This window comes from Pseudomonas sp. EMN2 (assembly GCF_009650555.1).
Taxonomy (GTDB): domain Bacteria; phylum Pseudomonadota; class Gammaproteobacteria; order Pseudomonadales; family Pseudomonadaceae; genus Aquipseudomonas; species Aquipseudomonas sichuanensis.
On record NZ_VZZR01000020.1, the window covers coordinates 1 to 13,641 of the forward strand.

Here is a 13,641-nt window from a genome sequence, read left to right on the forward strand (position 1 = left end):
GTCGTTAGCTCAGTTGGTAGAGCAGTTGGCTTTTAACCAATTGGTCGTAGGTTCGAATCCTACACGACCCACCATATTCACAGCGGTTCGTGAGTGCTAGAGAGGGGGGCTTGCCACAGCCTTTGCTAGTCTTGCAGCCGTCTGGAGCGAACCTTAGGCTCGCTTCAACGTGATGTCAATATGGAATAGCCCGCCGCTTATGGTGGGCTTTTCCGTTTCTGGGTCAAAAAAGTCAAAGACTTAGCGCATTTTCGAGCTGTCACAGCTCATTCATAAGATGCGTCAAGTGGATCCCAAACCCCGCGCAGCCAAAGGCATGGCGCCAGATTCCTAGCACCATGAGCTGGCTCAGAGTTGATCCTCGATCCTGCTTCAGCTAACTCACTGGTGGCCGAATGCTACTCGTCGGCTCTTGCCTATGGAGATGCCCGCGCGTTGTACATCGTGACTGCTTCAGTAGATGAAGAGCGTACAAACGGCGTGTTCCCGATGGCCGATGTCATCAGGTTGAACAGTAGGTTGGGGGTGAAAAGCTCCTCGGGGGGAAGCATAGGACTGGCACAGATATGCTCAATTTTCTGTTGAAGACCTGGTGCAGGTCCGCCGCCTCCGTGATGACTCTGTTCGATCGTTCTTCGTTCACCTGACTCGATCCGGGCTTGAGCCTGGCCGGTCCTCGATCCAGGTGCCCCGTTTTCATCGACCCGGCGAACAAGGTGCAGCGCGCCCTGCTGCATGCTGCGCTCGTGCAGCACATCTCTCATGTGATCGTAGTCAGCTTCGATGTAGCTCATCGTGGTCGCGATATTCGAGTGGTTCAGCAGGTTCTTTGTGAGGTGGATGTTCCTCTCCGGCTGCTTCATCAGATCGGTCGCCAGCGTGTGCCTGAAGCGGTGCGGCGTCATGCGAACCCCAAGCTTGTCGATCAGCTTCTTGTACATCGCTTCGACCTGGTCGGAGTTCATCTGCCGCCGTTTGTAGTGCCGAGAGAAGCGGTTGACATTGAAGAGTTGGTCTTCGGCGGCGAAGCCAGCTCGAGCTGCTTCTTCCAAGAGTCGATGAAGGTGAGGCGCTAGCCCGTCAGGGATGGGTATGCGGAATTCGCGATGGGTCTTTTCGGTTTCACCCCTGACCAGGATAAGCTGCCGATCCCAGTCGACATCCTGCAACCGAATGCACAGCAGGGCGTTCAGCCGGATGCCCGTGTAATAGAACATCTCGAATGTCGCCAGCCAGAACCATGCAGGGGTGATTCTGGCTCGCTCGCCGGTCGATTCTTCTTGGTCGACCAGGCTTCGGAGCCAGCGCCGAGCGCGATGTATGGCTTCGCCGGCGATGATTTTACTTGGTCGTTTCGGAGCGATGACGGTGGTCTTCTTGAAGGGATTCATCCCTGTGTTGAGCAGGATCCCGTACTCGATGCCATACCCCCAGATCGTCCGAAGATGGTTTGAGTAAGTGTTCCAGCTGCGCTTAGACAGACCTTCGTCGATGACCTTGCTACGCCAGGTCAGAATACCCCGTCGATCTACCGCTTCCACGTCGACAGACTTGCCGAAGTGCTTCTCGAGTGACTTTATGGCAGCGCTGTAAATTTTCTCGCTCGCAGGCCGAAGATCATGGTCGACCAGGTACTCCTGGAGGAGTGTCTGAGGCGTCATTCCACAACCCCTTCCGTCACCCGGCGTAAGCTCGGATTGTTCAAGGGTTGCTCATTGAACAGAAGTTTGGGGTCTCGAAGCAGATAGCCTCTTAACTGTGTGGTTTTCCTGGGGCCGATAACATCGTAGGTCCAAATGTTTAGCTGCTTGCCCGTCTTCTGGTGGCTCTTCTCTTTTTCAAATGCACGCTGTACTTGTTGCCAGGCTGCTGTCCCCGGTTTACCGTCACTTTTCTCTAGATCCGGATGCTCAAGCACATACCGCTTGAAGATTCCAGGTGTCACGAGCATTGCCGTGTCGTCGACGGTGTGGATCAGAGCCTTGACGTCGTTGATGATCAATTTGTGGGAGGCGACACCTGCTTTTACCCAGGCAACGAAGGCCCCTCCCAGTGAACTACTAATAGGCATTGTGTTGATGTCTTTCGGTGCAGCAATCCTTGCTGGGGCTGCTAAAGATTCCTCAGCCGACTCTGCCTCCACAATTCCTTGAGGTGTAGGCGAGACGGCTTCTGAGCCTTGGCTAGCACTTTGCTCTGCTAGTGGCGCAGTGACATCACTATACAGTGCCAGCAGCTCTTCGCGTTCAGACGATTGGATCCCTTCGATTGGGATTGGCTGTACCAGCGGCCGTGACAGTGGCGGTGGTTGAGGGGCTTCGGCATCGATCTCAACTGGATCCTCCGGAACCGGGCAGACTGTCTCTCCGCCAGGGCTCGACTGTGTGGCTGCTTCCAGTTCCAATGTGAGCGTTCCGTCGTAGATCGGAGGGCGCTCGTCAGGGGTGGGCCACACCAGCGACGGCGAGATCTTCAACAGGGTAAAGGTGTTCTTCCAACCGCGGCCGTTATCAATTGTTGCCCTCCAGATCGCTTTATCCTGCGCGTTGGTCTGGATGATCGCCTGGTCTTGCAGCATGTTGAAGAATGGGGCATTGGACGTTGGTACCCCCTCAATGCCCTGGGTCAGCATGTACGCCCGGAGTTGGTCTGCAGCAGGCTTGCTCACCAACCACAAGGCGTCCTGAGCCAGCCAACCATCTGCCGGTCCATCGGGGTGGTTGAGCTTGAACTTATCGCGAACCAAGAACCGTAAGCCATCAACCAGTTGACGCTGGAGCGATTGTTTGGGAGCAGCGAGTGCCCGCTCTGGATTCCCGCCCAATTGCTGGGCGACGGAAGCCTTGTCGGCCTGGACCACTATTTCAGCCAAGATGCCGGCGTGCTCATGCTGGCCAGCCAGGAGGTAGATCAACTGCCTCCAGAGTTCAGGAAATCCACTGAGCCAGTCGAGGATCCCCTTGTCCAGGACCTGCGTATACACGAGGGCTGACGCAGCACCGTGTAGCTGGTACTCCCTGCCTTTAACGTACTTGAACCGGTAGGGGCGGAGGATCGGTCCATGCCATGGGTGCCACAGCTGGCCACCCTCGAGCTCCACACGGACATCAACAGCGATCTTTCCCAGGTCGTGCAGCAACGCGCCGTAGGCAGCCGCCGCAGTCCAGGCCTCGGCCTGTGCAGACTGCGACTCAGGTGGCGCGCCGATCGGCAGGAGGTGTGTCTGACGGATCTTGAGGGCGTAGGCCATGATCTCCAGGCCATGGTCCAGGAGTCCGCCAAGGTGGGCATGGTGGTGGTTTTCAGAGGCAGGGAGCAGCTGCACCAGTTCGGCGTAGCGCTCAAGCGGCTTCAGGTAGAGGGTGTTGAACTGAGCTCGTGAGAGCGATGCCCGGCGCCAGATGTTCTCCAGGAGCTGCTGGCGTAGTGGGCTCTGCAGGAGAGCCGTAGCCTTCGCCGGCAGGTGGAAGCCTTGCGGTGAGGCTTCTGGCGTTGGTTTGGCCGTTTTGCGGCTCAACCAGGAGAGGAGATGCATAGGTTGCTCCATGGGTGCACATGGAGCGGGCTTTTCCTTGAATGGCGGTATGCTATCAAGCTTAAATCAGTAGTCGTTTGGGTTCACATTTTGAGGCAGATTGCCATCATTGCGCTGCTAATCGCTCAGCCTCAACCTCGTCCGCAAACGAATAACATACCCAGTCTGAGTCGTCGTCTAAAAGCTCAAAAAAAAGTGGTGCATCGTAGTTCATCAATTGAACACCTGAACTGTACCAAGATGTCCCATGATTCCAGCCGTATAGTAGAGCATCTTCCAACCTTACCATGCAGCGAACACCATTTTTGGCAGTCATCGCATACCTCATTTTTTCGAAGCCTTGAAGTAGAGGTGCTATCTGCCAGGGTGTAAGTCGCGGGCTCTTGGACGCGATACCTGCCAAGTATAACAGTCCACCAGCTTCTTCAAGTTTTCCAGACTTCTCTAATATTTCAGCAGTTGTGACTACGTCGCAGTGTGAATATGTTTCTACCGCTTCTTCAAGCCCGAGAAAAATTATAAAATGCTGATGGCTCGTGAACCAACTTGGCTTAACCTCTTGTAAAAGGTTTCCGTCGTCCCAGAGCATTAGCAGCCCAAGAAGGTCGCGTTCAGCTCTTTCTGCTAAGGCCTGGTATTCTTCGGGTAAAGCGGGCATTGGTGAGAATAGTTTTGATATATCAGTCGCGTCCATCACAGCGATCCTTTTGCTCCAGCCCTTTCGGATAGGGCTTTTACCCTTGTGGTCCATTCCATTATCCATTCAAACCCATTTGCATCTGAGCCATTTACCTTTTACTGCTGATGCAGATGGTTCAAATGCTGAGCGATCTCCATCGCGTCATGGAGAACCCGTAGGATCTCAACGACCTGGTCTGTCCCAGTGCGATAGAACACGATATGGCGGGGGCTGATCATACGGCCGTCAGCCATCTTCAGTACATTGAATGACAGATGTAGGCTGCGAAGGCCTGGGGAAATCTCGTCCCGCAGCCTGCTGTTGATGTGTGTCGGCTCTTCAGCAAGGGAGCTGAAGGTTCCTTGGAGGAGGTCTTGATACTGGCTCCTGAGGGCCCCACCCAGCCTGACCTCCGTGAAGCGAAGTGTATCGGCGATGTCGGTATATGCCTGGGGCGAGATGCGTACTACGAGCCCACTCATGCTTTATCGCTCGCGAGGCGTCCCAGATTTTCGAGATAGGCTTTGAGATTGGCCGGATCGACTTCGTCGTATTGGCCTGCTTCGACCTGCATGATACCTACTGATGTAGCGCTCCGTAGAGCCTCGAGTCTGGCTGACTCAGCTGCTTCGTGCTCGAGCAGCATCCGGATGCCAGCCCTTACGACCTCGCTGAAGTTCTGGTAGCGGCCAGTTCTAACGAGCTCATCAATCGACTGCTCCATCGGCTTTGGCACGACGACGTTGTGGGTGGCCATGGGTGTAATCCTGGTGATTGGCGATGGCGTTTTATGCCATAAACCTTGCGAAAATGCCAAAGGTGTCGTATATCTGATGGCAAGATGCTCTCACAGAGCAAGGAGATGGATCATGACCACAGCCGCCAAACACTCAATTGCCTTCCGGTTGGGCCGGGCGCTGGGCCACGTGGCGCGCGTCTGCATGCATGACGTAAATCCGACAGTCCGTTGGGTTAAGCGGGCAGTCCTAGCCATGGTAGTTGTGCTCATCTTAGCCAACTCGATAAGCTGGATTATGTCGGTGCTGCTAACTATTATTTCACTTACTCTCGGCCTGTACGCACTTTCCAAAGTTGACCTCGATAAGGTTGAACTGTTTTCTGAGGATAGAGAAGCGCCCTACGGTCGGGACGGGGTTATGGGCTGTCCTCTCAATATGTGGGGCGAGCGTACTGACGGTATTGATCGGGATCTTCCTTAAAAGCTTGGTCTCACTGAAGGACCAAGCTTTTATCGCCGCTACTGTCCAGCTATTGACTTCACTGCCTTCTGAGCCATTTCACCACCTTCGCTGCCAGCTTTTCCTACTGGGTCGGTTCCTTTGGTTAGACCGTTGAGAATTGTCCCTGTCTGTACTCCTGCCCAGCCGAGAGCTAGAACCCAGAAGCTTGGGAGGATGATGAACATCGACCCCATGACGAAGTTAAGAATCGCGTCTTGAGTAGTAGCGTTCAATCCCATCACAGGATCAAAGGATAAGTGCGGCGACCCCGAGCCATACAAAACGTCGATTATTGTGCTGTCGACCCATCTCGCCAGTTGAAACCAGAAATCGACAAAGATCAAAGCGAACATAGTTACTGACATGGTCATCGCAACCTTCAATTGATATGCCCCGATGATCAATACCATTGGTATGCAGATAACCATGGCCATCTTCAGGAAGGCCACCACCATCGGTAAGGCTTGGCGAACCATGTCCATTGCGGGGAAATAACCCAGCGACCCGACTGCGACACCCAGCGTTCCGCCTGCACGGGCGAGACCGTTCCAGACAGTGCCTCCAATCTGGCCGCCGTAGTCGGTATACACGTCTCCGTTGACCTGGCTGGATGGCGACACGAGCTGGCGGATCATCGAGTCTGTCACTTCCTCCTGAGACAGCCACTTTGCCCACCCGAGGAACTGGTTCAGTAGGGTTGGGTCGACCTGGGCCTTCAATCGGTCCCGAAGGCCGATACTCCCATCTGACCACCACTGCTTGCAGGTTGGGTATCCACCGCCGCCGGTGACCTGTGGCATTCCGTCATCCCTTTTCACGTCATACGGCCAAGCTGTACGGGGTGTCCTGGAGTAGTCGGTGTCGTAGTACCCCGCGGTGTTCAACAGATAGTGGGACCCGATCCAGTTCAGGTCCTGCAGGGCCTTCTGGTCTTTTGCGATCGACCCGATATCGGGCTGCCGCATGAACAAGCGCGCCCGGGACGGACCGAAACAATCGTGGGTGAAGTCTGCTACCTCCTGGGCGAGGAGGGGGTTGCCAACCCTCATCGCGTCGACCTCCATTCGCATCTGCCTGAGGTCCGTGCCGCAAGGGATTGCTGCAACAGCACCACTGTTCAACCCCTTGGACAACGCGTGTACGAGTGCCCACCATACTGGCAGCTGGGCGCTCTTACCGGCCAGCGAGCTGAACGTGGTGTTCCATCCGGTCTCGGAAGGGGCTGGGGTCATCACCTGGCATTGGCGGGCGCGTTGCTGATCGAACTCGAGCGTGTCGAAGCCCACGGGGACGACCGTTACAGCACACATTGATACCACCACGTAGCCGAGGTAGAGCTGGGTTTCAATACGAGCCAGAGACAGCACGCCTTTGTTGCCTTCATCCGCACCCTCACCGCGAACCTTGATCCATTCCCGGGCCACGATGATGATGAAGGGCAGGGCGAACAGCCCCGTATCGGAGATCATGTCCCAGATCCCGTTGTTGATGATCCAGCCAACTAGGGTGAGGTAATACTCCAGATAGTCGTTCGTGTAGAGGGTCATAGCACCTCCGACCAGGTAATGGGGGCCTTCGAGATCTCGACGATCAGGAATAGCAGGAGTACCAGGAATTCGATCCGCTGAGCTTTGGATGGCTGGCCAGCCTCGACCCCTGGCAGGCGTGCCTTCAGCTTCAACCAGGCATAGACGATGCCGCTGTAGATGGCGACGCGCCACAGCAGCAGGGGCAGGTAATTGCCCTCACGCCATTTCAACCAGGTTTCGAACACGCCCAGGTGGTTGACCGCGATGATGCCGAGCAGCACGCTGAACACCAGCAGAATGGTGCTCAAGAGCAGCCCGCCCAACAGGATCTTGAGGGAGTTGGTTTTCTTCTCGACTTCCTGAGACATGGTCATTCCTTGCTGGCAGGCTTCTGCAGCTGAAGCAGGCGGTCCTGTTCGGGCGCCGCGTCGTAAATCGCCCGAGAGTTCTCGGCGCGCGCTTTCCCGCGCTCGATGATCTTCATCGGGGAGTTGTTCGCGAGCTGCTGTCGCATGTCCAGTTCGGTCTTGAGGTTCGTGATGAGCTGCTGAAGGGTGTCGACCTGCCCGAGTGTCGCCTCGACGGCCAACTTGTTGGAGTTCACGTTGGGCTCCTTGCTGCCCGTGATCAGCATGCGCTGCAGGAGCAAGCCCTTCTCCAGAACGTCAGCAAGCGCGACTTCGGACGCCAGGCGGCTTGCGAGTACGGCCTGGTCCCTCTCGTCTCTCAGTGCCGTGATGACGCCGCGAGTGATGGGCAGAGAGTCGCTGCTGGCCTCTCGCAGCTTCTCCGAGGTGATCTGCGTTCCAGGTTTCAGCAGATCCTGCAGTGCGGTCAGTTTCTTCTCGTAGGTCTCCTGGATCAGCGGCGTCAGGCCTACACCCGGGGTGGACGTGGTGGTGCAGCCCTCACAGGTCTGGATCTGCTGTTCTCCCAGCACGCGGTTCGCGAACTGGGCAGCCTCGGCAGGCGACTCCCAGCTTCCGCACAGTAATCCGTTGGCGCAGGTTGCCTTGGGGATGCTCGATGTTTCTTCCGGTGCTCGGTTGTTGAGCAAGTTGTAGCCTGCCTTGGCAACATCCCCGACGACTTTGATGGGTTGCTGGCCGTTGCCACCTGCCTGTTTGCCGCCGACCCAAGTGACTCCGTTGGTCCCTGGTGCGTTCTCGACTTTGTCGACCACTGCCACAGCATCGGTGTCCGAGGCCAAGGCCTGGCCCATCTTCTGACCTTCCGCGACTTTGCCCCAGCCCATTTGCCCGCCGGCGATGTCGGCCATGCGCTCTGCGATCGCGCGGCAAGTACCTTTCGAACGATCGTAGTCGAGCCGCGCCTGCAGGATCCCATTGGTCAACAAGTTGTAGAGGGCGGGATTTGCCCGCTGCAGGATCAGCGCTGGCATCGAAGAAACCGCTCCAGTCGCATTCTGGATCACGCTTCCCATGATCCGTTGAAAACCTTGGGTCGCGCCGTTTAGCTGGTTTTCCAGGGTGTTGCTGAGGTCCATGTTTCCGCAGACCAGGTTGTTTTGCCAGCCCGCGCCAACGGTGATGCTCTCCATCTGGCCGGCACTACCCATCTGCACCGCGCTACCCCCACCAATGCTGTACAGCACGTCGTCGCCGATAACGCTGCCCTGCGATTCGACCTTGATGGGATCGGCGGCCTCGGCCACGCACCAGGTGCTGCTCACGCTCATAGCAAGAGCGATTGCTGCAGTCATTCTTTTCATTGCGCACTCCAGGTCATATCTCATTGGAAGTCCGTGCTTCCGAGGAAGGTTTGGCCGCGACGTTTGCAGCACGAGTAAGGTCGCCAAAGGGCCCAGGCGTAGGCTTCATCGACTGCATCAGCGTTGATGCCAGTGTTGGGGAAAACCGCACAGGTGGGGCTGATGGCAGGGGAGAGCTGTTGCCACTTGCCGGTGGTGGCATCGCCCTCCTTAAGCTCGCCGGCGGGCCAGTAGCCAGGCTCTGCCGTTGCTCGCATTGGCTGGTAAACATGAGGCTGGCCGATGCGCGTGGTGATGTCCCCGGCCCGCTGCGCGATCACGGCTCCAGTTTTGAAGTCATCGGTCTGATGGAGGAAGCCGCTGCGCGGGTAAAGGTTGCCCCACAGATCACCGGATAACGTTCCACCGACCTCACGCAGGCCTGGCACCAGAGCTTCTGGGTAGACGGACTCGGGGACGCCGTAGCGCCAAGCCAGCGTGTCCAGCGTGCTGAGCATGTAGGGCACCAGCGGCGTGGTCGCGCCGTGGCAGGAATAGCCGTAGGAGCTGGCGAACTGGTTGAACACCGCCGCACCGGGATGGCCGATAACGTCGGCCTCTTTGAACTTCGTGATGTTGTTCTCGGCAGCGTGGTTGGTGGTCCCGTCGTTACCCGCCTGCGCCGTGGCATTCGGCATCCCCATCGGGCTCACCTCCGTCCAGGGGTTGCCACCGGTGTTGGCGTAAGCCGACACCACTGCGTCTGGGATGTAGTGCCGGACTTTAGTGGAGGTCTTCACGGTGCAACCCAGGGGGGTGCAGAGCAGCCAGTAGCAGATCCCGACCACCTTGTACTCAAGGCACGTGGGCGAGCTGGTGGAGGCAAGGATCGCCGCGGAATTGACAGTGGCGAAGGCTGAAAACGATAGGGCTGACGTCAGCAGCCCTACCAAAGCGCGTAGGGAACCTGCTCTCATCATCGCCCCCTCGCCTGGATGATGGTCTGCATAGCCGCTGTCACGTCAGGCTGGCCGTAGACCACATACCGGCGATCAACAACCACTGCCGGCACTTTCGAGACACCAACACTCCAGGCATCGGCATTACCCTGCTGGGCGGCGGCCAACTGCTGCATCAGTGCAGCTCCGGCCGGAGTGCCCATCAGTTGCCTTGCGGCGAGTGCGGCCTGGTGCGGGTTGGGTGGCAGCTTCTTGGACAACTGCTCCTCGATGCGCTGTTGGTCATCGAGCTTGATGACACGCACATTTCCTGGCACGGAGGTCAGTGGGTGCGCTGCGTCTGTAATGGCCCAGGTCTCGGCATGTGCGGTGCCAGTGGCCAATGCGACGACGAGCAATAGGACTGCTCGCGATAAAGGCGGGGGGATATCGAACATGGGGTTGCACCTGAAGTGGGGACCGATACAGGAAAACGGATCGGAGCTCTAGGCGCAGTAGGAAATAGATACCCAACGGTGTGGGGATTTCTTTCGCTGGGTTATTGTGGAAATGAGAGACAACGAATTGGCAGCACTCGGGCGCTAATACGATAGTGAGGATTGCTGTGAGCAGTGCTTTTGTCGATACAGCCGCTGTTCAAGGCAGGGCTATGAATCGATTCATGTGATCTTCGCGGAGCGCAAACGATAGAAGCCCAGGCATGCGCTGGGCTTTGCATTTAGCTACCCGTCCTTGACTTCATCCTTTTGAATGCCACTGCTATAGAAAACGCCAAGAGCGCTGCTATGGAATGCACGCCAGATCCGTCGTATTTCAGCTTGTTCGGCACGCTTGATCGTCTCGGCGAGCTCGCAGGCGCGTGCGTCCTCGACGGCGCTGGCCCAATGCCTCAGAGCCTCATCAAAACCCTGCTGATCGTTCTCGCTCATCTCTGCCCCCTTCGTATGGGATGCCTGAGAGGAGTGGGTAAGGATAGACCGAACGGCAGGACTGGCTGGGTCACTTGTCGGCCTGGAACGATAGTTTTTGAAAACGAGAGGGATTTCAAACGCAGCTAGGTGGATGACGGTAGGGCTAATGAGGTAATACAGAAGTAGTAAAAAAGCCCGTGGTGACGGGCTCCACGAACACCGGTAGAAGGGGAAACTAGGTGCTCGGCATACCTAGTGTAGCCGGCCTCCGCGATTACCATCATCTGTGGTGTGGGTGATTCTCGCTACTGCGTCTAGCACGTCTTCCAGCATGTCCAAGGTCTTGGAAATCACCTCCAAGGATTGTGCTGGGTACGAGACGCTATCCTGCGTGACTCCCCTCATTGATGTCGCTAGTGACAACTGGACGTTGGCCAATCGTGAAAGCAAAAGCAAAGTGAGGGGATCTGTAACCATGGCTGGGGCCTCGCATAACGTTGCTGCAGCATAACAGGCGATGCCAGGGGTTGAGCGGGTTTTCGCGGGCGGTGCTTGAGCCGACGTGCGCTTAATGGCAACTGTGCCATCATAGTGATAATTCTTTATGTAGATCGAGGGCCAAGGAGTGATCGACAATGGAAGGCGCACCCACCAATAAAGAATTGGCGGCCATACTCGGAATCGATGAGGCGTTGGTTGAAGAGTTTCGCCAGGAGACCCATCGGTTGCAGGACGGTGCCTGGCTGGTCCAGTTTGCCTACTGGATGCCACAGGAACTTCGTCAGGACCTCACCGGCAGTTTCACTGTGACGGTTACCCCTCCCCCGGACCCTCGTGATCGACGAGAGCGGGATTGAATGGTGGGCATGAGAGCCTGGCAGGACGGGACTTTGGGGTGGAGCGCCTTGAGCGGTCCATGACCGACTCTAAGACATCGTGCTGCAGTTCGCAGATCTCGTTATTGAGTTGCGTGACAGAAGCGGCGAAATCCATAACATCGTACGTACGGGACAGCTGCGAATACAGCCTTTCATGTTGGGGAGCCCGTAGAGTTCGGAAAAATCGTACGCTAAGCTGCGTAATTGCATGGACTTGACCACCTGTCTGCACTCGGCTTGACCAGTTGTTTGCATCGAATTTGACCGGCGCACGGGTACGCCTTCAGGCAGAAGTCGGCCAAAAGCGTACGTAGCTAATAGGCCACTGCTTTCGGTCAGTGTGCGGTCATGAAAGCAAGTAGCTGGTCGCAGGCACTCCGGTTAAGACCATCAGCGTCCTTCGATTAACTCGCCGAACAACTCCCTAACCTTGACCTTGGCATCTGCCAGCGCGGCTCGGCCTTCATCGGTAATCTCATACATGCGTCGCTCGCGGCGCCCGGTGCGTTCATAGTGCGAGCACAGATAACCCTTCTTCTCCAAACCGTGCAGCATCGGATACAGCGTGCCCGCGCTGAGCTCGTAACCGTGGTGGCGCAGCTCCTCGATGATGGCCAGCCCGAAGATGGGAGCCTCGGCAGCGTGGTGCAGGATATGCAGGCGGATCAACCCGCCGTAGAGGTCTTTGTCGGTCACTCGCTGTATCTCACAGTGCAATGCTCAACAGCCCGCCCAGGACACCGCTGCCCAGCACGACCAGCCACGGCGGCAGCTTCCAGAACATCAACGCCACCAGTGCCACGAGGGCCAGGCCAAAGTCTTGCGGGCCATGAATCGCACTCGTCCATACCGGCTGGTAGAGAGCAGCCAGCAGCAGGCCGACCACGGCCGCATTGATGCCGAGCAGTGCTGCCTGCGTACGCAGGTTACGGCGCAGGTGCTCCCAGAATGGCAAGGCCCCCACCACCAGCAGGAAAGACGGCGCAAAGATCGCCAACAGGCAAATCAGGCCGCCAAGCCAGCCAGTTGGTGCTTGGTTCATCGAGGCACCGAGAAATGCTGCAAAGGTGAATAGAGGCCCCGGTACGGCCTGCGCCGCACCATAGCCCGCGAGGAATGCTTCGTTGTCGACCCAGCCTGTTGGTACGACCTCAGCTTGCAACAGCGGCAGCACCACATGCCCGCCACCGAATACCAGCGAGCCGGCGCGGTAGAAAGCATCCATCATCGCCAGTGTTTGGCTCGAGAATACAGCTGTCAGCAACGGCAGCCCAAGCAGCAGGGCAAAGAACAGGGCCAGCCAGAAGAAGCCAACGCGACGCCGCACGCTGATCGGTAGTGGATCATGGGCCTCGCCCTGCTGTGGTTTGAATAGCAGCAGGCCGACAATGGCTGCAAGGATGATGACACTCACTTGCCCCCAGGCAGAGGGTACGAGCAGCACGAAGCAGGTCGCCGCTGCCATGATGGAAATACGCGGCGCATCGGGACAAAGATTGCGCGCCATGCCCCAGACAGCCTGGGCGACCACCGCCACGGCCACCACCTTCAGACCGTGCAGCACGCCAGCAGGCATGGCATCACCATAACTGGCGATGCCGAGTGCGAAGAGGACCAAGGCAATTGCGGAGGGCAAGGTGAATCCCATCCACGCGGCTAGTGCCCCGGCGTAGCCGGATCGAGACAACCCGATCGCAATCCCGACCTGGCTACTGGCTGGCCCCGGTAAGAACTGGCAAAGGGCGACAAGATCCGCATAGCTGCGCTCGCTCAACCATTGTCGACGCACCACGAACTCATCGCGGAAATAGCCCAGGTGTGCGGTTGGGCCGCCGAAGGAGGTGAACCCCAAGCGGAGGAAGATCAAAAAAACAGCCCAAGGGCTACGGTCAGTCTTGGTGATTTCAGTCATGGTCAATACCTGATCTGTGACAAGGCTGGATGAAATTATCGATCTACGATAGCGTAAATCGATAATTGAGATCGACCATCATGGAACTCGTTCTGATCGGCTTATGCCGTGCTTTGAGTGGTCAGATCCAATGCAATTGGCTGGTCAAATCCGATGCAAACAGGTGGTCAAGTGCAATGCAAACGATTGGTCAAGTGAGGTGCAGTTTCCCACTAAGCCCTAAGCATGGGATCTGAACGTCACAATCAAACATCTGTGCCAATGTTCGGTCGGAGTCCCAGAGGTC

15 protein-coding genes are annotated in these 13,641 nt (G+C 57.1%); 2 read left to right on the top strand and 13 right to left on the bottom strand.

From position 1 onward, the window contains the following. Nucleotides 1–416: 416 nt before the first annotated feature. From xerC to F6X61_RS07590, 5 genes are all read right to left on the bottom strand, one after another. Nucleotides 417–1,661, bottom strand: a complete 1,245-nt coding sequence (xerC, locus tag F6X61_RS07570; RefSeq protein ID WP_153786074.1) for a tyrosine recombinase XerC — start codon at nucleotides 1,659–1,661, stop codon at nucleotides 417–419. Beyond that, nucleotides 1,658–3,535: a MobH family relaxase gene (gene mobH / locus F6X61_RS07575; RefSeq protein ID WP_256671326.1), complete on the bottom strand. Its 1,878-nt coding sequence runs from the start codon at nucleotides 3,533–3,535 to the stop codon at nucleotides 1,658–1,660. The genes xerC and mobH overlap by 4 nt, the downstream gene beginning before the upstream one ends. 106 nt (nucleotides 3,536–3,641) lie before the next feature. Then, nucleotides 3,642–4,229, bottom strand: coding sequence for a DnaB-like helicase N-terminal domain-containing protein (locus F6X61_RS07580; protein WP_178125787.1), 588 nt, complete (start codon nucleotides 4,227–4,229; stop codon nucleotides 3,642–3,644). Between the two features lie 101 nt (nucleotides 4,230–4,330). Continuing rightward, the gene (locus tag F6X61_RS07585) at nucleotides 4,331–4,696 is read right to left on the bottom strand and encodes a type II toxin-antitoxin system RelE/ParE family toxin (RefSeq protein WP_153786077.1); all 366 of its coding nucleotides are present in this window, start codon (nucleotides 4,694–4,696) and stop codon (nucleotides 4,331–4,333) included. Next, nucleotides 4,693–4,971, bottom strand: coding sequence for a type II toxin-antitoxin system ParD family antitoxin (locus F6X61_RS07590; protein ID WP_153786078.1), 279 nt, complete (start codon nucleotides 4,969–4,971; stop codon nucleotides 4,693–4,695). Before F6X61_RS07590 ends, F6X61_RS07585 begins: the two co-directional genes overlap by 4 nt. A 112-nt stretch (nucleotides 4,972–5,083) precedes the next feature. Here F6X61_RS07590 and F6X61_RS07595 point away from each other — a divergent pair, with 112 nt between their 5' ends. Then, nucleotides 5,084–5,434 (top strand): hypothetical protein, encoded by a 351-nt coding sequence (locus F6X61_RS07595; protein WP_153786079.1) that lies wholly within the window; start codon nucleotides 5,084–5,086, stop codon nucleotides 5,432–5,434. Nucleotides 5,435–5,472: 38 nt separating this feature from the next. On the opposite strand, the gene F6X61_RS07600 is transcribed toward F6X61_RS07595, so the two are convergent. The 6 genes from F6X61_RS07600 to F6X61_RS07625 all read right to left on the bottom strand — a co-directional run bounded on the left by F6X61_RS07600 (nucleotide 5,473) and on the right by F6X61_RS07625 (nucleotide 10,583). Beyond that, entirely contained in the window at nucleotides 5,473–7,002 is a 1,530-nt protein-coding gene (locus tag F6X61_RS07600) for a conjugal transfer protein TraG N-terminal domain-containing protein (RefSeq protein ID WP_153786080.1), read from the bottom strand. Continuing rightward, nucleotides 6,999–7,352 carry a hypothetical protein gene (locus F6X61_RS07605; RefSeq protein ID WP_153786081.1) on the bottom strand — a complete coding sequence of 118 codons (354 nt, stop codon included), beginning with the start codon at nucleotides 7,350–7,352 and terminating at the stop codon, nucleotides 6,999–7,001. Before F6X61_RS07605 ends, F6X61_RS07600 begins: the two co-directional genes overlap by 4 nt. Before the next feature lie 2 nt (nucleotides 7,353–7,354). After that, complete coding sequence (locus F6X61_RS07610; protein WP_153786082.1) at nucleotides 7,355–8,716, bottom strand: integrating conjugative element protein; 1,362 nt, start codon at nucleotides 8,714–8,716, stop codon at nucleotides 7,355–7,357. Between the two features lie 20 nt (nucleotides 8,717–8,736). After that, nucleotides 8,737–9,672: a TIGR03756 family integrating conjugative element protein gene (locus F6X61_RS07615; protein ID WP_153786083.1), complete on the bottom strand. Its 936-nt coding sequence runs from the start codon at nucleotides 9,670–9,672 to the stop codon at nucleotides 8,737–8,739. Then, on the bottom strand, nucleotides 9,672–10,091 hold the full coding sequence (locus F6X61_RS07620; RefSeq protein ID WP_153786084.1) for a TIGR03757 family integrating conjugative element protein: 420 nt from the start codon (nucleotides 10,089–10,091) through the stop codon (nucleotides 9,672–9,674). Before F6X61_RS07620 ends, F6X61_RS07615 begins: the two co-directional genes overlap by 1 nt. Nucleotides 10,092–10,376: 285 nt before the next feature. Further along, entirely contained in the window at nucleotides 10,377–10,583 is a 207-nt protein-coding gene (locus F6X61_RS07625) for a hypothetical protein (RefSeq protein WP_153786085.1), read from the bottom strand. Nucleotides 10,584–11,200: 617 nt separating this feature from the next. On the opposite strand from F6X61_RS07625, the gene F6X61_RS07630 reads away from it, so the two are divergent. Further along, a complete protein-coding gene (locus tag F6X61_RS07630) occupies nucleotides 11,201–11,422 on the top strand; it encodes a hypothetical protein (RefSeq protein ID WP_153786086.1) in 222 nt (73 codons plus the stop codon). A 411-nt stretch (nucleotides 11,423–11,833) separates the two neighbouring features. Here the strand turns inward: F6X61_RS07630 and F6X61_RS07635 are convergent, their stop codons facing one another. Both F6X61_RS07635 and chrA read right to left on the bottom strand, forming a co-directional pair. Beyond that, a complete protein-coding gene (locus F6X61_RS07635; RefSeq protein ID WP_153786087.1) occupies nucleotides 11,834–12,139 on the bottom strand; it encodes a PadR family transcriptional regulator in 306 nt (101 codons plus the stop codon). Between the two features lie 10 nt (nucleotides 12,140–12,149). Continuing rightward, complete coding sequence (chrA, locus tag F6X61_RS07640; RefSeq protein WP_178125789.1) at nucleotides 12,150–13,355, bottom strand: chromate efflux transporter; 1,206 nt, start codon at nucleotides 13,353–13,355, stop codon at nucleotides 12,150–12,152. Nucleotides 13,356–13,641 lie beyond the last annotated feature (286 nt).